The sequence below is a fragment of the Sphaerisporangium sp. TRM90804 genome, from assembly GCF_029846175.1.
Lineage (GTDB): Bacteria > Actinomycetota > Actinomycetes > Streptosporangiales > Streptosporangiaceae > Sphaerisporangium.
In genome coordinates, this window is record NZ_JARWAC010000021.1 from 38,474 (window position 1) to 62,844 (window position 24,371).

At 72.5% G+C, this 24,371-nt stretch carries 21 protein-coding genes and 1 tRNA gene; 14 read left to right on the forward strand and 8 right to left on the reverse strand.

Going from position 1 to position 24,371, the window contains the following annotated elements:
• Positions 1-294: 294 nt before the first annotated feature.
• The 7 genes from mfd to PYR91_RS25360 all read left to right on the forward strand — a co-directional run bounded on the left by mfd (position 295) and on the right by PYR91_RS25360 (position 9,059).
• Positions 295-3,846: a transcription-repair coupling factor gene (gene mfd / locus PYR91_RS25330; protein WP_279783508.1), complete on the forward strand. Its 3,552-nt coding sequence runs from the start codon at positions 295-297 to the stop codon at positions 3,844-3,846.
• A 103-nt stretch (positions 3,847-3,949) separates the two neighbouring features.
• A complete protein-coding gene (locus PYR91_RS25335) occupies positions 3,950-4,585 on the forward strand; it encodes a SurA N-terminal domain-containing protein (RefSeq protein WP_279783509.1) in 636 nt (211 codons plus the stop codon).
• A 1-nt stretch (position 4,586) separates the two neighbouring features.
• A complete protein-coding gene (locus PYR91_RS25340) occupies positions 4,587-5,552 on the forward strand; it encodes a MazG family protein (protein ID WP_279783510.1) in 966 nt (321 codons plus the stop codon).
• Positions 5,553-5,729: 177 nt separating this feature from the next.
• Positions 5,730-7,007 carry a phosphopyruvate hydratase gene (gene eno / locus PYR91_RS25345; protein ID WP_279783511.1) on the forward strand — a complete coding sequence of 426 codons (1,278 nt, stop codon included), beginning with the start codon at positions 5,730-5,732 and terminating at the stop codon, positions 7,005-7,007.
• 57 nt (positions 7,008-7,064) lie between these two features.
• A complete protein-coding gene (locus PYR91_RS25350; RefSeq protein ID WP_279783513.1) occupies positions 7,065-7,481 on the forward strand; it encodes a septum formation initiator family protein in 417 nt (138 codons plus the stop codon).
• Positions 7,482-7,584: 103 nt separating this feature from the next.
• The gene (locus PYR91_RS25355) at positions 7,585-8,148 is read left to right on the forward strand and encodes a DUF501 domain-containing protein (RefSeq protein ID WP_279783515.1); all 564 of its coding nucleotides are present in this window, start codon (positions 7,585-7,587) and stop codon (positions 8,146-8,148) included.
• Positions 8,145-9,059: a Ppx/GppA phosphatase family protein gene (locus PYR91_RS25360; protein ID WP_279783516.1), complete on the forward strand. Its 915-nt coding sequence runs from the start codon at positions 8,145-8,147 to the stop codon at positions 9,057-9,059. Before PYR91_RS25355 ends, PYR91_RS25360 begins: the two co-directional genes overlap by 4 nt.
• 475 nt (positions 9,060-9,534) lie before the next feature.
• On the opposite strand, the gene PYR91_RS25365 is transcribed toward PYR91_RS25360, so the two are convergent.
• Genes PYR91_RS25365 through PYR91_RS25375 form a run of 3 tightly spaced genes read right to left on the reverse strand, consistent with a single transcriptional unit; the run spans position 9,535 to position 10,904 of the window.
• Positions 9,535-10,107, reverse strand: a complete 573-nt coding sequence (locus tag PYR91_RS25365) for a TIGR03086 family metal-binding protein (protein WP_279783518.1) — start codon at positions 10,105-10,107, stop codon at positions 9,535-9,537.
• The gene (locus tag PYR91_RS25370) at positions 10,094-10,576 is read right to left on the reverse strand and encodes an SRPBCC family protein (RefSeq protein ID WP_279783520.1); all 483 of its coding nucleotides are present in this window, start codon (positions 10,574-10,576) and stop codon (positions 10,094-10,096) included. The genes PYR91_RS25365 and PYR91_RS25370 overlap by 14 nt, the downstream gene beginning before the upstream one ends.
• Positions 10,509-10,904 (reverse strand): metalloregulator ArsR/SmtB family transcription factor, encoded by a 396-nt coding sequence (locus PYR91_RS25375; protein WP_279783522.1) that lies wholly within the window; start codon positions 10,902-10,904, stop codon positions 10,509-10,511. The genes PYR91_RS25370 and PYR91_RS25375 overlap by 68 nt, the downstream gene beginning before the upstream one ends.
• A 156-nt stretch (positions 10,905-11,060) precedes the next feature.
• Between PYR91_RS25375 and PYR91_RS25380 the strand changes: the two genes are divergently transcribed.
• The 6 genes from PYR91_RS25380 to PYR91_RS25405 all read left to right on the forward strand — a co-directional run bounded on the left by PYR91_RS25380 (position 11,061) and on the right by PYR91_RS25405 (position 15,861).
• On the forward strand, positions 11,061-11,888 hold the full coding sequence (locus PYR91_RS25380; protein WP_279783524.1) for a uracil-DNA glycosylase: 828 nt from the start codon (positions 11,061-11,063) through the stop codon (positions 11,886-11,888).
• 159 nt (positions 11,889-12,047) lie between these two features.
• Positions 12,048-13,367: an NAD(P)/FAD-dependent oxidoreductase gene (locus tag PYR91_RS25385; RefSeq protein ID WP_279783526.1), complete on the forward strand. Its 1,320-nt coding sequence runs from the start codon at positions 12,048-12,050 to the stop codon at positions 13,365-13,367.
• Between the two features lie 231 nt (positions 13,368-13,598).
• Positions 13,599-13,671 (forward strand) — tRNA-Leu (locus PYR91_RS25390).
• A gap of 508 nt (positions 13,672-14,179) precedes the next feature.
• On the forward strand, positions 14,180-14,974 hold the full coding sequence (locus tag PYR91_RS25395) for a Bax inhibitor-1/YccA family protein (RefSeq protein WP_279783528.1): 795 nt from the start codon (positions 14,180-14,182) through the stop codon (positions 14,972-14,974).
• 194 nt (positions 14,975-15,168) lie between these two features.
• The gene (locus tag PYR91_RS25400; RefSeq protein ID WP_279783907.1) at positions 15,169-15,402 is read left to right on the forward strand and encodes a DUF4287 domain-containing protein; all 234 of its coding nucleotides are present in this window, start codon (positions 15,169-15,171) and stop codon (positions 15,400-15,402) included.
• Positions 15,403-15,516: 114 nt separating this feature from the next.
• On the forward strand, positions 15,517-15,861 hold the full coding sequence (locus tag PYR91_RS25405) for a TIGR03618 family F420-dependent PPOX class oxidoreductase (protein WP_279783530.1): 345 nt from the start codon (positions 15,517-15,519) through the stop codon (positions 15,859-15,861).
• An 88-nt stretch (positions 15,862-15,949) separates the two neighbouring features.
• Here the strand turns inward: PYR91_RS25405 and PYR91_RS25410 are convergent, their stop codons facing one another.
• The 3 genes from PYR91_RS25410 to PYR91_RS25420 all read right to left on the reverse strand — a co-directional run bounded on the left by PYR91_RS25410 (position 15,950) and on the right by PYR91_RS25420 (position 19,806).
• On the reverse strand, positions 15,950-17,167 hold the full coding sequence (locus tag PYR91_RS25410) for an acetyl-CoA C-acetyltransferase (RefSeq protein ID WP_279783533.1): 1,218 nt from the start codon (positions 17,165-17,167) through the stop codon (positions 15,950-15,952).
• A gap of 230 nt (positions 17,168-17,397) precedes the next feature.
• Positions 17,398-18,750, reverse strand: a complete 1,353-nt coding sequence (locus tag PYR91_RS25415; RefSeq protein ID WP_279783535.1) for a PQQ-binding-like beta-propeller repeat protein — start codon at positions 18,748-18,750, stop codon at positions 17,398-17,400.
• A 51-nt stretch (positions 18,751-18,801) separates the two neighbouring features.
• Positions 18,802-19,806, reverse strand: a complete 1,005-nt coding sequence (locus PYR91_RS25420; RefSeq protein ID WP_279783537.1) for an SGNH/GDSL hydrolase family protein — start codon at positions 19,804-19,806, stop codon at positions 18,802-18,804.
• 296 nt (positions 19,807-20,102) lie between these two features.
• On the opposite strand from PYR91_RS25420, the gene PYR91_RS25425 reads away from it, so the two are divergent.
• Positions 20,103-21,482, forward strand: a complete 1,380-nt coding sequence (locus tag PYR91_RS25425; protein WP_279783539.1) for a cystathionine beta-synthase — start codon at positions 20,103-20,105, stop codon at positions 21,480-21,482.
• Between the two features lie 7 nt (positions 21,483-21,489).
• Here PYR91_RS25425 and PYR91_RS25430 read toward each other — a convergent pair whose 3' ends face one another.
• Positions 21,490-22,635: a histidine kinase gene (locus tag PYR91_RS25430; RefSeq protein WP_279783541.1), complete on the reverse strand. Its 1,146-nt coding sequence runs from the start codon at positions 22,633-22,635 to the stop codon at positions 21,490-21,492.
• A 196-nt stretch (positions 22,636-22,831) separates the two neighbouring features.
• Positions 22,832-24,214 carry an MMPL family transporter gene (locus PYR91_RS25435; protein WP_279783542.1) on the reverse strand — a complete coding sequence of 461 codons (1,383 nt, stop codon included), beginning with the start codon at positions 24,212-24,214 and terminating at the stop codon, positions 22,832-22,834.
• Between the last annotated feature and the right edge of the window lie 157 nt (positions 24,215-24,371).

Consider the following 24,371-nt stretch of genomic DNA (forward strand, 5'->3'; position numbering starts at 1 on the left):
ATGCCACCTGGTACGTTTCATGACAATCCCGGTCAAAACCACCAGAGGACCGGTTCTCAGGTCTCGCCGGGCCTCGGGGGAAGTAGCCTTGGGCTAACCCCGGTGACCCGACGAACCCGGGGTCACGCGTGCCGCCATGCTGAGCCGCCATGCCCGTCGCACCGCCGCGCGGGCCCGGCCGGCCGCCGCCCGGCGGCGCGCGGCGATGGAGTCGCCGCGCGGGACCCCCGTGTATGGGGCAAGGCCGTCCGCGCCGGCGTCGAAGGCGGGCATGACCATGTGGGGGCATTGCGAATGAGTCTTTCCGGACTGCTCGACCTCGTCGTCGCCGAACAGCCGCTGGCCGGCGCGCTCGAACGCTCCGGCGAGGACGTCGACCTGATCGCGCCGCCCGCGCTGCGGCCGTTCGCGGTCGCGGCGCTCGCGCGCAGGCGTCCCGTGCTGGCCGTCACGGCCACCGGCCGCGAGGCCGAGGACCTCGCGGCGGCGCTGACCGGCCTCACCGGCGAGCACAGCGTCGCCGTCTTCCCCGCGTGGGAGACGCTGCCGCACGAGCGGCTGTCCCCGCGCAGCGACACCGTCGGCCAGCGCCTCGCCGTGCTGCGCAGGCTCGCCCACCCCGTGGAGGGCGACGCCGCGGCGGGCCCGCTGAGCGTGGTCGTCGCGCCCGTGCGCGCCCTGCTGCAGCCGCTGGTCAACGGCCTCGGCGACCTGGAGCCGGTACGGCTGCGCGTGGGCGACGACGCCGACCTCGAGGACGTGGTCGCGCGGCTGGTGGGCAACGGCTACCACCGGGTCGACATGGTCGAGAAGCGCGGAGAGGTCGCCGTGCGCGGCGGCCTGCTCGACGTGTTCCCGCCCACCGAGGAGCACCCGCTGCGCCTGGAGTTCTGGGGCGACACCGTCGAGGAGATCCGCTGGTTCAAGGTCGCCGACCAGCGCTCCCTGGAGGTCGCCGAGGGAGGCCTGTTCGCCGCGCCGTGCCGCGAGCTGCTGCTCACCGACGAGGTCCGGCAGCGGGCGGCCGATCTCGCCGAGCTGCACCCCGCCCTCGCCGAGATCCTCACCCAGCTCGCCGACGGCATCCCGGTCGAGGGCATGGAGGCCTTCGCCCCCGCCCTCGTCGACGGCATGGATCTTCTGCTCGACCACCTGCCCGCCCGGGCGTCGGTGTTCATCTGCGACCCCGAGCGCATCAGGGGCCGCGCTGTCGAGCTCGTGCGCACCAGCCAGGAGTTCCTTGAGGCCTCCTGGATCAACGCCGCCGCCGGCGGCGAGGCGCCGATCGACCTCGGCGCGGCCGCCTTCCGCGACCTGGCGGAGATCCGCCGCCAGGCCCGCGAGCTGGGCCAGTCGTGGTGGACGATCGCCCCCTTCGTCTCCGCCTCGCCCGAGCGTGAGGCCGGCGACGCCCACGACGTCGACTACGACCCGCGCGACGCCGTCGAGCTGGCCGGCCGCGAGGCCGAGTCCTACCGCGGCGACACCCAGCGGGCGCTGGGCGACATCAAGGGATGGCTCGGCGACGGCCGCGCGGTCGTGCTGCTCAGCGAGGGGCACGGCCCTGCCGAGCGCATCGTCGAGCTGCTCAAGGGCGTCGACGTCGCGGCGCGCCTGGTGCCGGCCCTGGACACCCCGCCCGGCAAGGACGTCGTGCACGTCACCACCGGCCGGGTCGAGCACGGGTTCGTCACCGACGGGGTGGCCGTGCTCACCCACCTCGACCTCGTCGGCCAGAAGGCCTCCACCAAGGACATGCGGCGGCTCCCCTCGCGCCGCAGGAACATGGTCGACCCGCTCCAGCTCAAGGTCGGCGACCACGTCGTGCACACCCAGCACGGCGTCGGCCGGTACGTCGAGATGGTGCAGCGCTCCGTGCAGGGCGCCACCCGCGAGTACCTGGTGATCGAGTACGCCAAGGGCGACCGCCTGTACGTGCCCACCGACCAGCTCGACGAGGTCACCCGCTACGTCGGCGGCGAGTCGCCGTCCCTCAACCGCATGGGCGGCGCCGACTGGGCCAAGGCCAAGTCGCGGGCGCGCAAGGCCGTCAAGGAGATCGCCGGCGAGCTGATCCGCCTCTACAGCGCCCGCATGGCCTCGCCCGGCCACGGCTTCGCGCCCGACACGCCCTGGCAGCGCGAGATGGAGGACGCCTTCCCCTACGCCGAGACCGGCGACCAGCTCGAAGCCATCGACGAGGTCAAGCGCGACATGGAGCGCTCGGTCCCGATGGACCGCCTGATCTGCGGCGACGTCGGCTACGGCAAGACCGAGATCGCGGTGCGCGCCGCCTTCAAGGCGGTGCAGGACGGCAAGCAGGTCGCGGTGCTGGTGCCCACGACCCTGCTGGTGCAGCAGCACCTGTCGACCTTCGGCGAGCGGTTCGCCAGCTTCCCCGTGGTGGTCAAGCCGGTGTCGCGGTTCCAGACCGACGCCGAGGTGCGCGCGACCATGGAGGGCATGCGCGACGGGACGGTCGACATCGTGATCGGCACGCACCGCCTGCTCAACCCCGACGTCCGCTTCAAGGACCTCGGCCTCATCATCGTCGACGAGGAGCAGCGCTTCGGCGTCGAGCACAAAGAGGCCATGAAGCACATGCGCACCCAGGTCGACGTCCTTGCCATGTCGGCGACGCCGATCCCGCGCACGCTGGAGATGGGCCTCACCGGCATCCGCGAGATGTCCACGATCCTCACCCCGCCCGAGGAGCGGCACCCCATCCTCACCTTCGTCGGGCCCTACGACGAGAAGCAGATCGCCGCGGCCGTGCGGCGCGAGCGCATGCGCGACGGCCAGGTGTTCTTCGTCCACAACCGGGTGTCGTCGATCAACCGGGTCGCCGCCCGCCTGCGCGAGCTGGTGCCCGAGGCCAGCGTGGCCGTCGCGCACGGGCAGATGAACGAGCAGCAGCTCGAACGCATCATGGTCGGCTTCTGGGAGCGCGAGTTCGACGTGCTGGTCAGCACCACGATCGTCGAGTCGGGCCTCGACATCCCCAACGCCAACACGCTGATCGTCGACCGGGCCGACAACTACGGCCTGTCGCAGCTCCACCAGCTCCGCGGCCGGGTAGGCCGGGGCCGCGAGCGCGGGTACGCCTACTTCCTGTACCCGCCGGAGGCGCCGCTCACCGAGACCGCCCACGAGCGGCTGGCGACGATCGCCCAGCACACCGAGATGGGCGCGGGCATGTACGTCGCCATGAAGGACCTGGAGATCCGCGGGGCGGGCAACATCCTCGGCGCCGAGCAGTCCGGTTTCATCGCGGGCGTCGGGTTCGACCTTTACGTGCGCATGATGGCCGAGGCCGTCCAGGAGCAGAAGGCCAAGCTGTCGGGCGAGGAGGTCGAGCGCGAGCGCGCGGACGTCAAGGTCGAGCTGCCGGTCAACGCGCACATCCCGCACGACTACGTGACCTCCGAGCGCCTTCGCCTGGAGGCGTACAAGCGCCTGGCCGCGGTGGGCACCGACGAGGACGTCGTGGCCGTCCGCGAGGAGCTGACCGACCGGTACGGACGCCCGCCGCAGGAGGTGGAGAACCTGCTGGAGGTGGCCCGCTTCCGAGTCCACGCGCGCAAGGCCGGGCTGACCGACGTCGCCCTGCAGGGCCAGCACATCAGGTTCGCGCCCGTGGCGCTGCGGGAGTCGCAGCAGGTGCGCCTCGACCGGCTGTACCCCAAGGCGATCCACAAGGCGGCGGCCGGCGCGCTGCTGGTGCCCGTGCCCAAGACCAAGCCGCTGGGCGGGCAGCCGCTGCGCGACCTCGACCTGCTCAGGTGGTGCTCCGACCTCGTCGAGGCCATGTTCCTTGAGCCGGCCAGGGCCGCGGGCGGCCGGTGACCCCGGCCGCCGGGGGGCCGGCGGGCCCGCCGCGCTGTGGCCGATGACGGTTCCGGCGCGGGGTTTGAGTAGAGTTACCGCGACTGTCGAAGGGACCAGACCAGTGAAGTCGAAGAGTGTGCGCGTGCTGTTGGCCGCGGCCGCCACGGGCGTCGCGCTGACCGCCTGCTCCTCACCCACGCCCATCGGCGTGGCCGCCACGGTCGGCGGAGAGCGCATCAGCACCAAGCAGCTCGACGCCGAGGTCACCGAGTTCCAGACCGCGCTGGCCAAGGCGAAGGTCACGCAGGAGCAGATCCAGCTCCCGTCGATCCCGCGGGCCGTGCTGCTGCAGCTCGTCTACTTCAAGCAGTTCGACCAGTTCGCCGAGCGCAACGGCGTCAACGTGACCGAGGGCGACGTCGACTCCTTCGTGGCCGAGCAGGGCGGCATGGAGCGCATCGGCCCCGCCGCGCTCAGCAAGGGCGTCCCGCCGTCGGAGACCCGCCAGTGGATCCGCACGGCGCTGATCTACCAGAAGGGGCTGGAGCGCTTCGGCGCCAACCTTTCCGACCAGGCGTCCAGCCAGGCCGCGCAGGTCAAGGTGTTCGAGCAGATGGACGCCATCCCGGTCAAGGTCGCCCACCGCTACGGCGTGTGGGACCCCCAGCAGGGCCTGGTCAACCAGCCGCGCTTCGGCGCCCCCGCCGAGCAGGACGCACCGCCCGCCGGACAGCCGGATCCCTCCGCCGGTCAGTGACGTGGCCCTTGTCGTCGTCACCACCTCTCCCCGGGTGGCCCCCGGCCTGCTGAGCGGGCGGGCGTGGGCGGTCCTCGGGGCGGGGCGGGTGCTGACGGGCTCGCCCGCCCACCCCCTCCTGCCCTACCTGGCCGAGGAGGGCATCCCCGTCGAGGCCGTGACGCCCGATCCCGCCGCCCTGGCCCGCGAGGCCGCCGCGGGCACGGTCGTCTGGCTGGCCGCCCAGGACGGCGACGAAGATCTGATGCGCGCCGTCGGCCGCGCGGCGCTCGCCATGGAGGACCCCCCGGTCATCGAGGTCGTGCCCGGGTCCTACGACCTGCCCGGCGCCCGCCTGCTCGACCTGGTCGCCGTCATGGACCGCCTCCGCCGCGAATGCCCCTGGGACGCCCGGCAGACCCACGAGTCCCTCGTGCCCTACCTGCTGGAGGAGGCGTACGAGGTGCTGGAGACCATCGAGGACGCCGACTACGCCGCTCTGCGCGAGGAGCTCGGCGACCTCCTGCTGCAGGTGGTGTTCCACGCCCGCCTGGCGCAGGAGCGCACGCCGGGCGAGGGCGGCTTCGACGTCGACGACGTCGCCGGCGGCATCGTCGACAAGCTGGTGCGCCGCCATCCCCACGTCTTCGCCGACACGGCGGTCAGCGGCGCCGACGAGGTCAGCGACAACTGGGACACCATCAAGGCCGCCGAGCGCGCCGCCAAGGGCCAGGAGTCGCTGCTCGACGGCGTCCCCATGGGCCAGCCCGCCCTGTCGCTGGCGCACGGCCTGCAGAGCCGCGCCGAGCGCGCCGGGGTGCCCGACACTCTGGCCCGCGCCGTCGGGCAGGGCGTCGGCAGGGAGCTGTTCGACCTGGTGCGCAGGGCCCGCGCCGCCGGCATCGACCCCGAGGCCGAGCTGCGCGCCGCCGCCCGCGACTACCGCGACCGGGTGCGCGCCTGGGAGCGCTCGCGGCCGTCCGGGTAACTCCGCACACCGTCCCCGCGCCGCATGTGAGCCCCGTGCGGGGGGGAGGTGCAGCCGTACCGGTGGGTAGGGCCCGATAGGCTCATGAGGCAAACCGTCCGCAACCGCATCGCGCACGACGGCGCGGTGCCGCGCATCCGGGGGCCGGTCCCCGGGCTGACATCCTAGGAGAGCGTCGTGGCTGCGATCGAGGCCGTTAACGCCCGCGAGATTCTCGACTCCCGCGGCAACCCCACGGTCGAGGTGGAGGTTCTGCTCGACGACTACAGCACCGGCCGGGCGGCGGTCCCGAGCGGCGCGTCCACCGGCCAGTTCGAGGCCGTGGAGCTGCGCGACGGCGGCGAGCGCTACGGTGGCAAGTCGGTGCGCAAGGCGGTGCTGAACGTCACCGACGAGATCGCCGAGGAGATCGTCGGCTTCGACGCCGAGGAGCAGCGCCTCGTCGACCAGACCATGATCGACCTCGACGGCACGCCGAACAAGAGCAGGCTGGGCGCCAACGCCATCCTCGGCGTGTCCCTCGCCCTGGCCAAGGCCGCCGCCGACAGCGCCGACCTGCCGCTGTTCCGCTACGTCGGCGGCCCGAACGCCCACGTGCTCCCGGTGCCGATGATGAACATCCTCAACGGCGGCGCGCACGCCGACAGCAACGTCGACATCCAGGAGTTCATGATCGCGCCGATCGGCGCGGAGACGTTCTCCGAGGCCGTGCGCATGGGCACCGAGACCTACCACGCGCTCAAGGGCGTGCTGAAGGAGAAGGGCTACGCCACCGGCCTCGGCGACGAGGGCGGCTTCGCCCCCAACCTGCCGAGCAACCGCGACGCGCTCGACCTCATCCTGGTCGCCATCGAGAAGGCCGGCTACGCCGCGGGCACCGACATCGCGCTCGCGCTCGACGTCGCGGCCAGCGAGTTCCACTCCGGCGGCGTCTACACCCTCGACGGCAAGGGCCACAGCTCCGACGAGCTGATCTCCTTCTACGAGGAGCTGGTGCGCTCCTACCCGCTGGTCTCCATCGAAGACCCGCTCAACGAGGAGGACTGGGACGGCTGGAAGGCCATGACCGCCGCCCTCGGCAACCGGGTGCAGATCGTCGGCGACGACCTCTTCGTCACCAACCCCGAGCGCCTGGCCCGCGGCATCCAGGAGGTCTCGGCCAACGCCCTGCTGGTCAAGGTCAACCAGATCGGCACGCTCTCGGAGACCCTCGACGCCGTCGACCTCGCGCACCGCAGCGGCTACCGCTGCATGATGAGCCACCGCTCCGGCGAGACCGAGGACACCACGATCGCCGACCTCGCCGTGGCCACCAACTGCGGCCAGATCAAGACCGGCGCGCCGGCGCGCTCCGACCGCGTCGCCAAGTACAACCAGCTTCTTCGCATCGAGGAGCTTCTTGATGATGCCGCCCGTTACGCGGGTCGTGCGGCTTTTCCCCGCTTCCAGGGCTAGCTTTCTCCGTACGGCCCGCCCGCCCGCGGCGGGCGGTCGTACGGACCTGGAGGGGGCATGAGGAAACGTCCGCAGCTGACCGGTAGGGCCGCGATCCTGGCGGTCGTGGTGTGCGCCGTCGCGATGAGCCTCGCCTACCCCGTGCGCGAGTACGTCGCCCAGCGGCGGCAGATCGCCCAGCTGGAGCGGCAGCAGGCCGACGCGCTCAAGCACCTCCAGGCGCTGGGGGAGCGCAGCAGGCAGCTCGACGACCCCGCCTACATCCGCCGCCAGGCGCGGGCGCGGCTGCACTACTGCGGCACCGGGGAGAAGTGTTACGTGGTGCTGGACTCCGAGGCCAAGGCCAAGCCGGCCAAGCCCGGCACGGCGCGCCGGGACAACGCGCCGTGGTACCAGACGCTGTGGGAGTCGGTCGAGGCCGCCGACCGCGGCACCGGCCAGAGGGTGGGAGCCGGCCGCACACCGGCTCCCTGACCGACGGACGGCCCGTGCCCGGCGGGCCGGCCGCGCGGGTTTTGAAGGCGGGCGCGCCGGCCTGGCGGGCCGGGGCCGTCCGACGTGTATCAGGGGAGTGGCGATGGTGGATCCGGCGGACGCCGAAGCGGTGGAGCGGCAGCTCGGCCGCCCGCCCAGAGGGCTGCGCGCGGTCGCGCACCGGTGCCCGTGCGGGCTGCCCGACGTCGTCGAGACGGCCGCGAGGCTGGACGACGGCTCGCCGTTCCCCACGCTGTACTACCTGACCTGCCCGAGGGCGGCTTCGGCGATCGGCACGCTGGAGTCCTCGGGCCTGATGAAGCGCATGCAGGAGCGCCTGGCGGAGGAGCCCGCGCTGGCCGAGGCGTACGCCCGCGCGCACGCCGACTACGTCGAGCGGCGCGACAAGGCCGCCGCCCGAGACGGCCTCGAACCACTGCCGCGCGACATGCAGAGCGCGGGCGGCATGCCCGGCCGCGTGAAGTGCCTGCACGCGCTGGTCGGCCACGAGCTGGCCGTCCCCGGGGCCAACCCGCTGGGCCGGGAGGCGCTGGACGCCCTGCCCGACTGGTGGCGCGACGGCCCTTGCGTGGCCGCCCACGACGATCCGGCCGCCCACGATGATCCGGCCGCACCCGGCCCCACGGCCCCTGAGGAGAGCGCATGACACGCGTCGCGGCGATCGACTGCGGTACGAACTCGGTCCGGCTGCTGGTCGCCGACGTCTCCGCTGACGGGGTGCTGTCGGACGTCGAGCGGCGCATGGAGATCGTCCGCCTCGGGGAGGGGGTCGACAAGACCGGGCGGCTGTCGCCCGAGGCGCTGGAGCGCACCTTCACCGCGATGCGCGGCTACGCCAAGCTGATCAGGGACCACGACGCGTCCCGGGTGCGCGTGGTGGCCACCAGCGCCACCCGTGACGCCGCCAACCGCGCCGACTTCACCGGCGGCGTGCGTGAGATCTTCGGCGTCGGCCCCGAGGTGGTCACCGGGTCCGAGGAGGCGCACCTGTCGTTCCTCGGCGCCACCGCGTCCCTGGGGGACGTCGAGCCGCCCGTCCTGGTGCTCGACATCGGCGGCGGGTCCACCGAGTTCGTGCTCGGCACCGCCGACGTCGACAGCGCGATCTCCGTCGACATCGGCTGCGTCCGCATGACCGAGCGCCACCTGGCCGCCGGGGTCACGCCCGAGACCGTCGCGGCGACGGTCGCCGACATCGACGCTGCCCTCGACCGCGTCTCGGCCGCCGTGCCGGTGGCCCGGGCCCGCACCCTCATCGGCCTGGCCGGCTCGGTCACCACCGTCGCCGGCATCGCGCTCGACCTGCCCGCCTACGACCCCGAGCGCATCCACGGCTCACGGGTCCCCGCCGCCCGCGTCCACGAGGTGTCGCAGTGGCTGCTCGACCTGACCTACGAGCAGCGGGCCGCCATCCCGGTCATGCACCCCGGCCGGGTGGACGTCATCGGCGCCGGCGCCCTCATCCTCGACCGCGTCATGTCCCGCTTCGGCTTCGCCGAAGTGGCCGTCAGCGAGCACGACATCCTCGACGGCATAGCCCTCAGCCTCCGCCCCTGACGGGGCGCAGCAGCCCCCACAGGGCCGCACAGACCCCGCTGCGGCATCCCCCCGCCGCCCAGCCCCGACCAACCGGCCGCAGAACCGCCTCCCGTCCGTAGGTCCGCTGCGTCCGTTGAAGCCGCCGTCCGAAGGTTGAAGTCGCCGTCCCCGAAATGGCGCCTTCGGCGCGCCTTATCAAGGGCGCCTCTCACCTGGCCGTCCTCCCGCCGTCGCGCGGGCAACCGTCCTCGGTCCGTCGTCGGGCTCGTTCCGGGACGTTCTAACGTCCCCGAATGCGGGCTGGAGGCCGTCCCGCATGAGCGGGCCCGAGGGCGGGGAATGAGTGGCCTGTGCGCTCGTGGCGATCACCGTCGCCTGGCGCCGCCCGCGTGACGGCGGGGGGTGTGCTGGTGAGGGTCGCCCTGATGACGCGTGCCGAAGGCACCATTCGGGGGAGGGCCGTCACTGCTTGGCCGGGGCGGGGCTGGTCGGTTCAGGGGCTTGACCAGAACGGGTCGCGGCCGATGAAGCCGAGCATGCGGGTCTGGGGGCCGGCGTCGTCGGGGACCTCTACGCGGGGGCCGTACTGGCCGGAGGAGCGGATGGCCTGCTCCAGGGGCTCCATCTCGGCGAGGAGGTGGACGCAGAAGTCGGGGTCCAGGCGGTCGTCCTGGCCGGTGGCCCGGGACAGGTCCCAGGTGTGCATGAACACGTCGGCGGTGTAGAACCGGTCGATCCCGGTGTCCAGGGGCACGAGGCCGATGTGCCGGTTGCTGAGTTTCCGGTGCGCCGTCTCCGGGTCGTCCAGCAGCGCCTGCACGGCGTCGCTGTGGATCCGCCACGCGGCGACCGGGTTCTCGTCCACGGACGGGCCGCGGGGCAGGTCGATGCCTGCCCCGGAGGCGAGGAACGAGGGGAACCATTCGGTCAGGTGCCGCACGACGTCGCGGGCGGTCCAGCCGGCGACCGGGGCCGGCGCGTCCCAGTCGGGGGCGCCGAGGACCCGGTCGGTGAACAGGCCGGCGATCTGACGGTGCCGCTCGGCCGGGCGGTCAGAGAGTGCCATCGACGACCATCCGCTCCAGCTTCGCGTACCCCTCTTCGACGCCGACCTCCATGCCGCTGCGCAGCCACGCGTCGCGGCCCTCGAAGCTGTCGACCAGCGACTGCGACCGCAGCCGGGTACGGCCGTCGCCCAGGTCCTCGAACCACAGCGTCTCCAGCGCGACGTCGTCGGGCTGACCCTCGAACGTGAAGGTCTGCACGATGCGATCTGGACCTACGTGGTGGAAGCAGCCGTGGAACCCGTACTCCGTGCCGTCGTGCACCGAGACGTACCGCCAGCTCCCGCCGGTGGACGCGTCCCAGTGCTCGATCCGGACGGTCGTGGCGTCGGGGCCCACCCACTTGGCGAACAGCGCCGGATCGGTGTGGGCGCGGAGAAGCTGCTCGGGGGTCGCCGCGAAGTCACGCGTGATCCGGATGACCGGAAGCTTCGGGTCGGCCTCGATGGCCGCCTGCGCGTTCTTGTTCATGATCGTCTCCATTCATGGCCGCCAGGACGTCGTCGAGGCGGCGGTAGCGCTGTTCGGCGCGGCGCCGATAGTGCTCGATCCAGGTGTCCATCAAGTCGAAGATCTGGACCTCCAGGTGCACCGGCCGGGGCTGTGGCCCCGGGGGGCGGCTGACGATTCCGGCGTTCTCCAGCACCCGCAGGTGCTTGTAGACGGCCTGGAGCGTCATCCCGTACGGCTCGGCGAGCTGGCTCACGGTCGCGTCGCCCTCCGAGAGCCGGGCCACCATGTCACGCCGGGTTGGATCCGCGAGGGCGGCGAAGACTCGGGACAGCGTGTCCGGCGTCATCCGTCCTCCGTTTCAACTCATCGGTTGAAAGAACCCTAGCCCGCGGACCGCCGGTGTGTCAACCATTTGGTTGAAAGCGCACTTCAGTGCAGTGTTTCATCGGATATCCGGGCGTTCGCGGGCCCGGGCATCGCGGTCGTGCTGGCACGATGGGGTATGAGCTCTGTTCCCCCCGGCAGCGGATGGCCGGAAGACCCCGCGAGCCCTGAGACGCCGGTCGCGGGCACGCCCGAAGAGGTGCGCGCGCTGGCCGGGTCGAGTCGCGACCTCGGTGAGCTGACGGCCAGGCAGTCGGTGTGCCGGGCCTGCCCGCGGCTGGTCGAGTGGCGTGAGGACGTCGCGCGGGTCAAGCGGCGGGCCTTCATGGACGAGACGTACTGGGGCAGGCCCATCGCCGGGTGGGGGGACGACAGGCCGCGCGTGCTGATCGTCGGGCTGGCGCCGGCCGCGCACGGCGGCAACCGCACCGGGCGGGTCTTCACCGGCGACCGCAGCGGCGACTGGCTGTTCGCCTCGCTGCACCGCACCGGGCTGGCGGCCCTTCCCACCAGCACGCACGCGGGGGACGGCCAGCGGCTGCTGGGGGCCCGCATGGTGGCGGCGGTGCGCTGCGCCCCGCCCGCGAACAAGCCCGCCGTCGAGGAGCGCGAGGCCTGCCTCCCCTGGCTGGCCCGCGAGCTGGAGATGGTCGCCGAACCGGTCAGGGTGGTCGTCTGCCTCGGCGGCTACGCCTGGCAGGCCGTCTGGCCCGCGCTGCGGGCGGCGGGGTACACGCTGCCGCGCAGCAGGCCGCCGTTCGGCCACGGCGCCGAGGTGGAGCTCTCGTACCGCGGGGCCCCGGTGCGCATGCTCGGCTGCTACCACCCGAGCCAGCAGAACACCTTCACCGGCCGGGTCACCGCGCCGATGCTCGACGCCGTCTTCACCCGCGCCGCGGACGTGGGCGGGCTGGGGGGTAGCGTGGAGAGTGAAGTCCGTCACTAACGTGAAGATTCGCTGAACTTCCCTCGTTAACCGGCAGTGTCGCTGCACGTTTCGGCAAATGCCGCCGAAGTTGCACTATGGGGGATTGGCGCTGACGGACCTCGTGACGTAACCTTGTGAATGGTTTCACAAGCCACCATGCCATGAAGGGGCACCCACGTGGACCACAAGGCCAAGCACATCCTCATCGTCGGCGGAGGGTACGTCGGCCTCTACACCGCGCTCGGCCTCCAGCGGAAGCTGCGGCGCGAGCTGAAGACCGGCAAGGTGCGGATCACCGTCGTCAACCCCCACTCCTACATGACGTACCAGCCGTTCCTCCCCGAGGCCGCCGCCGGCAACCTGTCGCCGCGCCACGTCGTCACGCCGCTGCGACGCGTGCTGCCGCGGGTCCGCGTGCTCAACGGCAAGGTGACCAAGGTCGACCACGCCGGCCGCACCGCCACCTTCGAGCCCAGCGCGGGCCCGAGCGAGGAGCTCCCCTACGACCTCATCGTGATGGCGGCCGGTTCGATCTCCCGCACGCTGCCGATCCCCGGGCTGGCCGAGGCGGCGATCGGGTTCAAGACCGTCGGGGAGTCCATCGCGCTGCGCAACCGGGTGCTGGCCCTGCTCGATCGCGCCGACTCCACCACCGAGGAGCACGTGCGCCGCCGCGCGCTCACCTTCGTCGTGGTCGGCGCCGGCTTCGCGGGCGTCGAGGCCCTCGCGGAGCTGGAGGACATGTCCAGGGACGTGGTGAAGTACTACCCCACGCTCTCGGAGAAGGACCTGCGCTGGGTGCTCGTGGAGGCCAGCGACCGCATCCTGCCCGAGGTCGGCCCCGAGATGGGCCGGTGGACGCTGGAGGAGCTGCGCGCGCGCGACATCGACGTCAGGATGGGCACGCTGCTGAAGTCCTGCGTGGGCGGGCACGTCGTGCTCTCCGACGGCGACGAGTTCGAGTCGGCCACGATCGTGTGGACGGCGGGCGTCAAGCCCAACCCGGTCGTCAACGCAGGCGACCTGCCGCTCGACGAGCGCGGGCGGATCAAAACCACCACCCGGCTCACCGTCGCGGGCACCGAGGGCGCGTTCGCCGCCGGTGACGTGGCCGGGGTGCCCGACGTCACCAACCCCGGGCAGTACTGCGCGCCCAACGCCCAGCACGCCGTCCGCCAGGCCAAGGTGCTCGCCGACAACATCGTCAGTTACCTCCAGGGCCGTCCATTGCAGGAATACCGCCACAAGTACGCTGGATCGGTCGCGGGCCTCGGCCTGCACAAGGGCGTGGCCAACGTTTATGGGGCGAAGCTTCACGGATTGCCTGCGTGGTTCATGCACCGCACCTACCATCTGTCCCGGGTGCCGACGATGAACCGCAAGGTCCGCGTGGTGGCCGACTGGACGCTGGCGCTGTTCTTCAAGCGCGAGACGGTCTCGCTCGGGGAGCTCGAGTCTCCCCGCGACGAGTTCAAGGCCGCGGCGGCCACGGGCTGACCGGCTCTGGTACGGCCCGCCACCGCGGTCGCGGTGGCGGGCCGTACCGTCATCTGAAGGCGGGCAAGGGACGGTGTGGGGAATATGGGCTACATGAGCAGTCTGTTGTTCATTGCCCGGGTCGCGGGGGCGCGTCCCGTATACCGTTATCTTGTGACCTACGGAAGGAAGAGCGGAGACGTGTGCTCTGACCCGTTACGCAAGTGTGGTCCGTTACGTATGATTTACGGCGCCCCCGTAGCCCAAAGGCAGAGGCAAACCCCTTAAAAGGGTTCCAGTGTGGGTTCGAGTCCCACCGGGGGCACTCTGCCGTTCCCGAAACGTGCCGCCCACCTCATGACCTGCCATATCTGACCTATCGCCCCCGGCACCTCGCGTGCGCCATTTGCCACTTGGACCGTTTGAATCACCTTAATAACGGACTTCCAGGAAAAAGGGCCCCCCAAGCTGCGTTATCGGTCAGACGTAACAACTTCCCGCGTGTCCGGCGTGAGCCGACCCTTGACGAAACGTCTCGCGGGCGGAGCGAGGCTCGTTCGCGTAGGCTGTGGGAGCCGAGGACTCCGGGCGGTGGTCGCAGCCCGCGTGGGCCGGGCGCCACGGTGATCGAACCGCAATGTACGGGCCGGAACTCCGGCGCGGGGCCGCTCGTTGTATCCGTTGCCGTCGGCTCCAGGGTGCGCCCGTGTCCGGCGGTGCACCACGGCAGGCCCGTCCTGCCCGCCACACAAGAAGAAAGCCATGTGCTAGAGGCGGCACTCCCTGTGAGGCTTGACCGAACAGGCTGATCGCAGGTCGCAGTGGAGGCAGTAATGCAGAGCAGGAACCCGGTTATCAACAAACTGGGGCAGAACAACCGTCAGTCCTGGGGCGGCCCGACGGCGAGTCCGCAGCACCTGCAGGACATGTACAACGCGCCGTCGTATGCCGCGCCGCCGCCCACCACCACACGCCCCATGACGATCGACGACGTCGTCGTCCGGGGGTTCATCACGCTCGGCACGCTCGTGCTGACCGCCGCGCTGGCCTGGTACTTCAACCTGGGCATCGGCGTCGCGGTCGCGGGCGTGGTCGTCGGCCTGATCCTCGGGCTCATCGTCTCGTTCAAGCAGAGCACCAACCCGGTGCTGATCCTCGGCTACTCCGTCTCCTACGGCCTCGCCGTGGGAGTGATCAGCAGGTTCTACAACACGGCGTACGACGGCGTCGTCATCGCGGCCGTGTTCGGCACGATGGTCGCGTTCGCGGGCGTGCTCGCCGTCTACGCGCTCAAGATCTTCCGTCCCACGCCGAAGTTCACCAAGTTCGTGGTCGCGGCCGGGTTCGCCGCGGTCGGCCTGATGCTGCTCAACCTGGTGGCCGGCTTCTTCATCCCGGGCGGGCTCGGCCTGCGCGCCGACAGCCCCCTCGGCTGGGTCTTCAGCGCCGCGATGATCCTGCTCGGCTGCTTCTTCCTGCTGCTCGACTTCGACGCCGTCGAGCAGGGCGTGCGCGCGGGCGTTCCCGAGAAGTACTCCTGGCTGATGGCCTTCGGCCTCACCGTGAGCCTCGTCTGGCTCTACCTGGAGATCCTGCGCTTCGTCAGCTTCTTCTTCAACAACGACTAGTCGCGCTAAGAACAGAGCCCCGCCGGGCACCCGGCGGGGCTTTCTTCGTCGCAGGGCGCGGGGAACCTCGGATCCTCCCACGCGAAGGCTCAAGGATCTACCTCTTATGAGACAAGCCTGGCCGTCTGGGGCTTGCCATCTGCCTGCGGGTGATGCAGTGTCAACCGAAAGAGGCTTCACTCATGGAGGTGCCCATGTCGTTGAACCACTCACCGGAGACGCAGAACAAGCTGATTGCCAGGGTTCCGGACATCACCGGACGCGCACTCCCAGAGTGGTTCCAAGCCATCGACAACGGCCCGGCTTTCCTTCGACGTGACGAGCGGGCGAACTGGCTCGCCGACGAGCACGGGCTGACCCACGGCTATGCCGCCGCGATCGTGATCGAGCACGAGCGGCAGCGCCGTTCCCGCATGGGCTTCCTGTAAGCCCCTGCCCGTACTAGCGCGCCCACGTCGATCAGGCGTGGGCGCGGCCGTGCCGCCACCCGCACGGCGCGCCGGGCGTGGCAGCCTCCGCCCGGCATCGATCATCATGGGGGCATGGATCTCGACAGGGCCCGTGACTTCATCCGGGACAACCACCGCGCGGTGATGCTCACCTCCCATCCCGGCGGCCGGCCGCAGATGTCCCCGGTGGTGGTGGCGGTCGACCCCGAGGGCCGCGTCGTCGTCAGCACCCGCGAGACCGCGGCCAAGACCCGCAACCTGCGCCTGAACCCCGCCGTCTCCTTCTGCGTGACCAGCGACTCCTTCTTCGGCGACTGGATCCAGGTGGAGGGGACGGCGCGAATCGTGTCCCTGCCGGAGGCCATGGAGCCGCTGGTGGAGTACTACCGCTCGGTCTCCGGCGAGCACCCCGACTGGACGACTACCGGGCGGCCATGACACGGGAACGGCGCGTGGTGGTGCTCGTCGACCTCACACGCGCCGGTCCCGACCGTCACGGGTAGCCCGCCCTGGGCTGGGCGCCGGGCTAGTTCAGGCGCTCCAGCACCATCGCCATGCCCTGGCCGCCGCCGACGCACATCGTCTCCAGGCCGATCTGCCGGTCGTGGAAGCGCAGGCTGTTGATCAGCGTGGAGGTGATGCGGGCGCCGGTCATGCCGAACGGGTGCCCGACGGCGATGGCGCCGCCGTTGACGTTGAGCCGGTCGAGGTCGATGCCCAGCTCCTGGTACGACGGGATGACCTGGGCGGCGAACGCCTCGTTGATCTCCACCAGGTCGACGTCGCCGATCGCCATGCCCGCCCGGCCCAGCGCCTGGCGGGAGGCCTCGACCGGGCCGAGGCCCATGATCTCCGGCGACAGCCCGGTGACGGCGGTGGACACGATGCGGGCCAGCGGGGTGACGCCCAGCTCGGCGGCCTTCACGTCGCTCATGACGACCACCGCGGCGGCGCCGTCGTTCAGCGCGCAGCAGTTGCCCGCCGTCACCGTGCCGTCGGGCCGGAACACGGGCTTGAGCTGCGACACCGCCTCGTAGGTGGTGCCCGCCCGCGGCCCGTCGTCCTTGGCGACGACGCTGCCGTCGGGCAGCGTCACCGGCGTGATGTCCTGCTCCCAGAACCCGTTCGCCAGGGCCTTCTCGGCCAGGTTCTGCGAGCGCACGCCGAACTCGTCCTGCTCGCGGCGGCTCACGCCCCTGATCTGGGCGACGTTCTCGGCGGTCTGGCCCATCGCGACGTAGATGTCGGGCAGGCGGCCTTCCTGGCGCGGGTCGTGCCACTCGCCGCCGCCCTGGGCCAGCTCGTCGGTGCGGGTCTTGGCGTCGAGGAAGAGCGGGTTGGTGGTGCCGGGGTGGGAGTCGGAGCTGCCGTGCGCGAACCGGGACACGCACTCGACGCCCGCGGAGACGAAGACGTCGCCCTCGCCCGCCTTGATGGCGTGGAAGGCCATGCGCGTCGTCTGGAGGGACGAGGAGCAGTAGCGGGTCACCGTGGTGCCGGGAACGCCGTCCATGCCGAGCAGGACGGACACCACCCGGGCCATGTTGAAGCCCTGCTCGCCGCCGGGCAGGCCGCAGCCCAGCATCAGGTCGTCGACGTCGTCCGGCGCGAGCTGCGGGACCTTGTCCAGCGCGGCTTTGACCATCTGGGCGGTGAGGTCGTCGGGACGGATGTCCTTGAGCGACCCCTTGAAGGCTCGGCCGATCGGCGAACGTGCGGTCGCGACGATTACTGCCTCTGGCATCTGGCTCTCCTGGGTTCGTGGCAGGGCTCCCTGAGCGGAGGTTACCCCGGGGCGGCCGCGGTGGGACGCGCGGGGGCGCCAGAAACAGAACTTTGTACGGTTGCACATCGGGGAAGGCCTCGCGCCGGACGCGCGAGGCCTTCCACGGCCCGGCGGGCCCGGCGGGAGCGTGCGGCTTGGAGGAGGAGGCCGCCGCTCACCGGCCGCTGCCCGGCGGGAGCTTAACCGGCTCAGCCGTACATGCCGGGGGCCGTGCCCGTGGTGTCCCGCACCGCGTGCAGGCCGCCCTTGTCGTCCCGCCACAGGCGCCAGCCCTCGTGGCTGCCGGTGAACCACTCGGGCGGCACGCCGGGCCCCTCGGCGCGCTTGCCCGTGGCCAGGTCGAACTCGCACAGGGCGGCCACCGAGTAGAACCCGCGCGGGGCGCCGGTCAGCTGCAGCGGCTGCGGGTCGGTCACGCAGAACGACCAGCCCCGCTCGTCCTTTAGCGGTACGGCCTGCCCGGAGGTGAGGTCGTAGGAGGCGCCGGCGGTGCCCGGCTTGAGGAAGCCCAGCCGGGACATGTCGGAGGGGAACGCGAGCCACCAGCCCGCGCCCGGCACCTGGTCGGCGGTGATCTGCCCGACCACCCGGCCGGAGGCGGGGTCGAGGCGGGCGAAGCCGCCGTACTGCCCCTGCTGGTCGACCGGGCGGACGACGGGGGCCATGCCCGGGTTGCCGCTCGGGTAGACGCGCACCACCGAGGGGCGCAGCCAGTTGACGGCGCCGTCGGCCAGCTTCACCGAGAACAGCCCGAAGGTGGACGTCCGGTCGTCCTTGGGGTTGGTGTACGGGGCGACGTAGCCGATGAGGTCGCCGCCGGCCGTGCCGAAGGCCCAGCCGCCCGACAGGTCGATGCCGGGGCTCAGTGCCTCCTCCAGGGGGAGCCGCCAGCCGAGCTTGCCCGTGCGCAGGTCGTAGGAGGCCAGCAGGGGGTGCTTGGCCAGGCGCAGCACGACGACCCTGGAGGAGTCGGACCACTCGACCTCGGCGATGCCGGGCAGCTTCCACAGGACCTCGCCGGTGAGCGCGTGCAGCACCACCATGCGGGCCGAGGCGAGGGAGGTGTTCTCTGCCAGGCAGATGTGGACGCCGCACCGCTGGGGGCCGAAGGTGGACTGCAGGGGGCGGGCCCAGAGCTGCCGCCCGCCGCGCGCGTCGCGGACCACGAGGGTGGCCTTCGCCTTGCCGGACGCGGCCGGGGCCACCGCCGCCACCACCGCGCGCCCGGGAGCTGCCTCTACGGCGGCAGGCGGCTGCACGCCCATGCCGGGCAGGCGCCCGGCGATCGCGGCGGGATGGCTCCACAGCCGCCTGCCGGTGGCGAGGTCGACCGCGGCGGTCTCCAGCGTGCCGTCCGGCCTCATCGAGGTGACCGCGGCCGCCCCGGCGGCCACGGTGGCGCGGCTGACGGCGTTCACCCCGGCGTTGTGCCAGGTGGGGAGGGTCTCCTCGGTGGCGGCCTTACTGCCGGAGCAGGCGGCCAGGGCCATGGCCCCGGCGAGCGCCAAGGCCGGTTTCACGAGGGGCCGGATCACGGGCATTCCACTCCAATGCGTGCAGAGTGACGACTGCGTCGCGGAGGGTGACCGGATCTAGGCGTGCCGAGGCGTCACCCCCGGCCGGCGGCGAAGTATCGTGGCCCATCTTCCGTAGGGGCCGGTCGCACGGCCGGCGACGCGGGTCGCGGTGACCTCGGTGCCGGGCTCCTCCGCGGCGATGGCCGCCGCGAGGTAAATCGGTTGCGATCCCTCGCCGCGCTCGGACGGTGGCGTGAGCCCCAGCCCCAACGCGGCGCATACAGAAGGTAGCACCGCGTGAGCGGCTTGTTCGTAGCCTCGGGCAGATGGGTGGAATCGATCGGGACCGAACATCTCGCCCGGATATGTGGAGAATTCCGGGCCGAGGATGTCCGCGAAAGCCACCGTACGGCCGCCCTCCTCGACCACGGCCACGGTCTGCGCCGCCGCGAGCTGGCGGCTCCAGTAGCGCGTGAGCCAGCGCAGCGGCGGCGCGATCAGGCGCACCGTGCCGAGGTCGGGGCACGTCCCGACGACGACCTCCGCGCCCGCGGCGCGCAGGCGGCGCACCGCCTTCTGCAGTTCGGCCACGGCGTGCGCCGGCTTGGTCTGGGTGGTCACGTCGTTGGCGCCCACGAAGACGACCGCCACGTCCGGGGTGTCCTTGATCGCGCGGTCCACCTGCCAGGCCAGGTCGGCCGAGACGGCCCCCGACCGGCCGAACACGCGCAACCGCACGGGCCTGCCCGCCACCTCCGCCAGGCCGGTCGCGATCAGCACGGCCGGCGTGGCGGCCGGTTCTGAGACGCCGAGCCCGACCGAGGTGGAGTCCCCCAGCATCGCCAGGGTGATCGGCCTGCCGCCCGCGGGCCCCTCGCCGCCGGGCGGCGGCGTCACGTAGAGGCCGTCGGACGCCGGCCCGTCCATGCCGTGCGGCTGCCCCACCAGCCTGCGCGCGATCATTCCCTCGGCCACCAGCAGGCCGTACACCGCCGCGCCGAGCGCGGTGACCCCCCCTCCGCCGACGGCGGCCGCCGTCGCGATGCGGCGGGCGGCCCGGGCGGTTCCCGGCGTCCACATGGATGACGAACCTCCTCTCACAACAGCGGACCGGCGTCGCGCGCGTCCCCCCGGTGCCCGTTCTCGCCGTGCCGGGGTCCAGCGCCGCCCCATCGGGGTGCCCCGGCGCCGTCCCCTGGTCAGGCCCGTCTTGTTCATTCCCCATGGCTCGGGGTCACGACTCGCACCGGAGGTCCCAGGTCCTGGTAGCCATAGCGGTACGGTGAGGAGTTGAAACCAGCCGGTGACCAGATAAGCCATCCGATATCCGGCATAGCAAAGCTGACAAAGCTCTGGCAAATGAGGTGTTATACCCGGTGCGCGTACACGACTCGCTCATCGAGCTCATGGGCGACACACCGCTCGTGCGGCTGCGCAAGGTCACAGCCGGCGTGCCCGCGCAGGTGCTCGCCAAGGTGGAGTACTTCAACCCGGGCGGCTCGGTCAAGGACCGCATCGCGCTGCGCATGGTCGAGGCGGCCGAGCGCTCCGGGGCGCTGCGCCCCGGCGGCACGATCGTCGAGCCGACGTCCGGCAACACCGGCGTCGGGCTGGCCATCGTGGCGCAGGAGAAGGGCTACCGCTGCCTGTTCGTGGTGCCCGACAAGGTCGCCCAGGACAAGATCGCCGTGCTGCGCGCGTACGGGGCAGACGTGGTGGTGTGCCCCACGGCGGTGTCGCCCGACCACCCGGACTCCTACTACTCGGTGTCCGACCGCCTCGCCCGCGAGGTGCCCAACGCCTGGAAGCCCGACCAGTACTCCAACCCGGAGAACCCCGAGAGCCACTACCGGACCACCGGGCCCGAGATCTGGGAGCAGACCGAGGGGCGCGTCACGCACTTCGTCTGCGGCGTCGGCACCGGCGGCACGATCAGCGGCACCGGGCGCTACCTCAAGGAGGTCTCCGGCGGCCGGGTGCAGATCATCGGCGCCGACCCCGAGGGCTCGGTCTACTCCGGCGGCTCCGGCCGCCCGTACCTGGTCGAGGGCGTGGGCGAGGACATCTGGCCGGCCACCTACGACACCACGATCGCCGACCGCGTCATCGCCGTCTCCGACAAGGACTCCTTCGGCATGACCCGCCGCCTCGCACGCGAGGAGGCCCTGCTGGTCGGGGGCTCGTGCGGCATGGCCGTCGTCGCGGCCCTGCGGGTGGCGGCCGAGGCCGGGCCGGACGACGTCGTCGTGGTCCTGCTGCCGGACGGCGGCCGGGGCTACCTGTCCAAGATCTTCAACGACGACTGGATGGCCGACTACGGCTTCCTCACCACCACGAGCGACGAGGGCCTGGTCGGCGACGTGCTCGGCCGCAAGGGCGCGGGCCTGCCGGAGTTCGTGCACACCCACCCGTACGAGTCGGTCAACACCGCCATCTCGATCATGCGGGAGTACGGCGTCTCCCAGCTCCCGGTGATGAAGGAGGAGCCCCCGGTCATGGCCGCCGAGGTGGTCGGCTCGATCGTCGAGCGCGACCTCCTGGAGGCCCTGTACCGCGGCCGGGTGCGCGGCGATGACCCGCTCGCCGACCACATGTCGGCCCCGCTGCCCACGATCGGCGCCGGAGAGCCCCTCTCGGTCGCCATCGAGGCCCTGGAGAAGGCCGACGCCGCGGTCGTCCTGGACGACGGCAAGCCCGTGGGCCTCATCACCCGCCAGGACCTGCTGGCGTTCCTCGCCGGGGGAGGCTCGCACTGAGGCGTGCTCAGCCCGCGGGGAACCAGGCGCGGACCTCCCAGGCGCCCTCGGGGGTGGGGCCGGCGCGCAGGTCGCCGCCGAGGGCGGTGACCCGCTCGGCCATGCCCACCAGGCCGTAGCCGCCGCCGAGGGCGGAGACCCGCGGGTCGGCGATCGAGTGGGGGTTGCGGATGCGCAGCAGCACGCCCTGGTCGGCCGTCCTGAGGTCGACCTGGGCCCAGCGGGCGCCCGGCGCGTGCCGCCGGAGGTTGGTCAGCGACTCCAGCAGCACCCGGTGCAGGGTGGTGACCACCTCGGGCGGCAGCGCGGAGTCGCTGACGCCCTGGCCGACCTCGTACGCCACCGGCGGGCCGTCCACGCTGAACTTCTCGACCAGGACCCGCAGGTCGGTCAGCGAGGAGCCCGGACGGCGGGACGCGTCGTCCTCCGACCGCAGCACGCCCACCAGGCGCCGCATCGACGTCAGCGCCTCGGCCCCGGCGCCCGCTATCGCGTCGAGGGAGGTCGTCACCGCTTCCGGATGCTGGTCGGCGACCGTCCTGGCCGCCTGGGCCTGGACGACGATCCCGGTGATGTGGTGGGCCACCAGGTCGTGCAGCTCACGGGCCAGCTCCAGCCGCTCGGCCCTGCGGACCGCCTCGACGGTCTGCCGGCGACGCTGGAGCTGGTAGCGCAGGTAACTGCCGATGCCCACCGCCGTGGCCCAGGCGACGAAGAACAGGAACCCGAACGAGACGGCGTCCCCCTCGCCTTCGGCGCGCAGCACCGCGGCGAGCTCCAGCACGACCATGACGGCCGAGGTGATCCAGACCGCCCGCCGCAACGGGGCGACCCACCGCAGCACCCCGATCGTGATGAGCAGCAGCGACCCCGCCTCGGCGAACCCGGGGAACCCGCTGCCCAGGCCGTGCCGGCCGACGGACAGGGAGATCGCGGCCGACAGCGAGATGAGCAGCACCGCGCCCCCGACGCGGTGGCGGCGCCGCAGGACGTAGGCGCCGGTGCCGACGAGCCCGCACAGGGGGACGGCGAGGTCGGCGCCCCCCAGCGACAGCCCGCGCGCGGTGTCGGCGAGCAGCAGCAGGCCGAGCACGCCGACCAGCACGACCTCGCTGATCCGCTCGACCCACGACACGAACTCCGGCTCCCTCACGGCATCCGAGCGTAAGCCGAACGACCGAGAAGCGGGATCGGCCATTCGGCCGAACCCCCGCGCCGGGCCCCGTGGGCGAGGCGGCCCGTCGCGTGAAGGCGGCGGGGCGGGGCGGCCGGGCGCGTGAAGGCGGGACGGGGCGGCTCACCGCGTCGTGAGGGGGCCGGGGGATCAGCGCGGGGTGGGGCCCGGCGGGTCAGCGGGTGGCCAGGACGGGCGCGGGCTCGTCGGTGGTGGCGGTGCCGGGCCACCAGGCCCTGGTTCCGAGCAGGGCGGTGAGGCCCGGGACGACGACCAGGGACAGCACGCCGCAGCCGGCGACGAGCACGAAGGCGGGCACGACGCCGTAGACCAGGGCGGTGAGCGTGCCGGCGGCCAGCGGCGCCGCCAGCGCCGCCGGGCCCGCGTACCTGACGGCGAGCGCCGAGGACGTGCGGGGATCACGGCCGGCCCTGGCGGTCTCCCGGACGCGCGCCAGCATGAGCAGAGCCGTGGAGACGGCCGTGACCAGCCCGAACATGAAGACCACCGCCCCGCCGCCCGCGCCGGTCGCCGCGCTGCCGGTGGCCCAGGCCACCGCCGTCGCCCCGGAGGCGACGTAGGCGGGGGAGACCAGGCTGCGCCACACCAGCGCGAGCACCAGGGCGGTCAGCACGCCGGCGACCCCGACGACCTCCAGCGGGGGCGGGCTGGCGACGAGGCCGGCGGCGCCGAGGGCGGTGAGGAAGACGGCCGCGCCGGCCGTCCAGGGCCCCGGGCGGGCGGCCACGGCGCGGCCCAGGCGGGCGGCGGCCGTGGGCGGGGCGGCCCTCCGGCGCCTCGGCGTCCAGGACAGGCGGCCTCCGAGCGCCGCCAGCAGGGCCGGAAGCAGCGTGAGCGGCACGACGATGCCGACCGCGGCGGTCACGGCGAGCGCCGGGCCGAGCCCGGGCGTCCACGCGCCGGCCGCCAGCGGCAGCGCGCCGCAGGACGCCATCCAGGCGGCGCCGCCCGTCGCGACGACGCCTCCCACCTGGTCGAGCGAGGTGCGGACGGCCATGGGCGGCCGGTCGCCCGCGGTCAGCAGCTCCCCGAACCGGTGGGCGAGCATGAGGGCGCACCCGGCGGCCGTGCCGTAGGCGAACAGGGCGGGCGGCACGGGCAGCCCCATGGCCGAGACGAGCACCGCCGACAGTCCCTGGACGGCGACGGCGGCCAGCAGGACGCCCATCGCGGCGACGGGCGAGCGCAGGAAGGCCGTCAGCGCGGCGAACACCACGGCGGCCACCGCGGCCGTGACGCCGCCGCTCCCCGTCCAGAGCGGGACGCCGCCCCCCGGCGCCGCGAGGGCGCCTGTAAGGGCGCCCGTGGCGGCGTGGCCTCCAGGCACCGTGGCGGGGCCGCCGGACGAGAGCGGGCCCGCGGGGCCGGACGGGATGGAGCCCGCGGGGCCGGGGCCGGGGAGGGGCGGGGCGTCGGGTCCGAGCAGCACCGGCAGCGTGTCGAGCCAGGCCGGGACGGCGGCGGCCAGCGCGGCGGCCCAGGCGGCGAGTACCCACCAGGCGCGGCGAGTGGTGAAGCTGCCGATGACGTCGAGCATTCGCCCCCGATCCCCGTCGTGTCGCCTGACCCGGCGCGGGCGGCGAAGCGGCCTGGCTCCAGTGTCGGGGCGCAGGGGGCCGCGCGCGAGGGTCCAGAGCCGACGGTAGGGGGCGAAGGGGCCTCCGGCATCGGTCTAGGGGCTGATCCCCTTCTGC

Coding starts and splice junctions, on each gene's coding strand:
- PYR91_RS25415 (WP_279783535.1), bottom strand. CDS start 18,750: ATGCCCGTGATCCGGCCCCTCGTGAAACCGGCCTTGGCGCTCGCCGGG.
- PYR91_RS25405 (WP_279783530.1), top strand. CDS start 15,517: ATGGATCTCGACAGGGCCCGTGACTTCATCCGGGACAACCACCGCGCG.
- PYR91_RS25365 (WP_279783518.1), bottom strand. CDS start 10,107: ATGGCACTCTCTGACCGCCCGGCCGAGCGGCACCGTCAGATCGCCGGC.
- PYR91_RS25380 (WP_279783524.1), top strand. CDS start 11,061: ATGAGCTCTGTTCCCCCCGGCAGCGGATGGCCGGAAGACCCCGCGAGC.
- mfd (WP_279783508.1), top strand. CDS start 295: ATGAGTCTTTCCGGACTGCTCGACCTCGTCGTCGCCGAACAGCCGCTG.
- PYR91_RS25350 (WP_279783513.1), top strand. CDS start 7,065: ATGAGGAAACGTCCGCAGCTGACCGGTAGGGCCGCGATCCTGGCGGTC.
- PYR91_RS25420 (WP_279783537.1), bottom strand. CDS start 19,806: ATGTGGACGCCGGGAACCGCCCGGGCCGCCCGCCGCATCGCGACGGCG.
- PYR91_RS25355 (WP_279783515.1), top strand. CDS start 7,585: ATGGTGGATCCGGCGGACGCCGAAGCGGTGGAGCGGCAGCTCGGCCGC.
- PYR91_RS25370 (WP_279783520.1), bottom strand. CDS start 10,576: ATGAACAAGAACGCGCAGGCGGCCATCGAGGCCGACCCGAAGCTTCCG.
- PYR91_RS25375 (WP_279783522.1), bottom strand. CDS start 10,904: ATGACGCCGGACACGCTGTCCCGAGTCTTCGCCGCCCTCGCGGATCCA.
- PYR91_RS25435 (WP_279783542.1), bottom strand. CDS start 24,214: ATGCTCGACGTCATCGGCAGCTTCACCACTCGCCGCGCCTGGTGGGTA.
- PYR91_RS25400 (WP_279783907.1), top strand. CDS start 15,169: ATGTCGTTGAACCACTCACCGGAGACGCAGAACAAGCTGATTGCCAGG.
- PYR91_RS25360 (WP_279783516.1), top strand. CDS start 8,145: ATGACACGCGTCGCGGCGATCGACTGCGGTACGAACTCGGTCCGGCTG.
- PYR91_RS25410 (WP_279783533.1), bottom strand. CDS start 17,167: ATGCCAGAGGCAGTAATCGTCGCGACCGCACGTTCGCCGATCGGCCGA.
- PYR91_RS25395 (WP_279783528.1), top strand. CDS start 14,180: ATGCAGAGCAGGAACCCGGTTATCAACAAACTGGGGCAGAACAACCGT.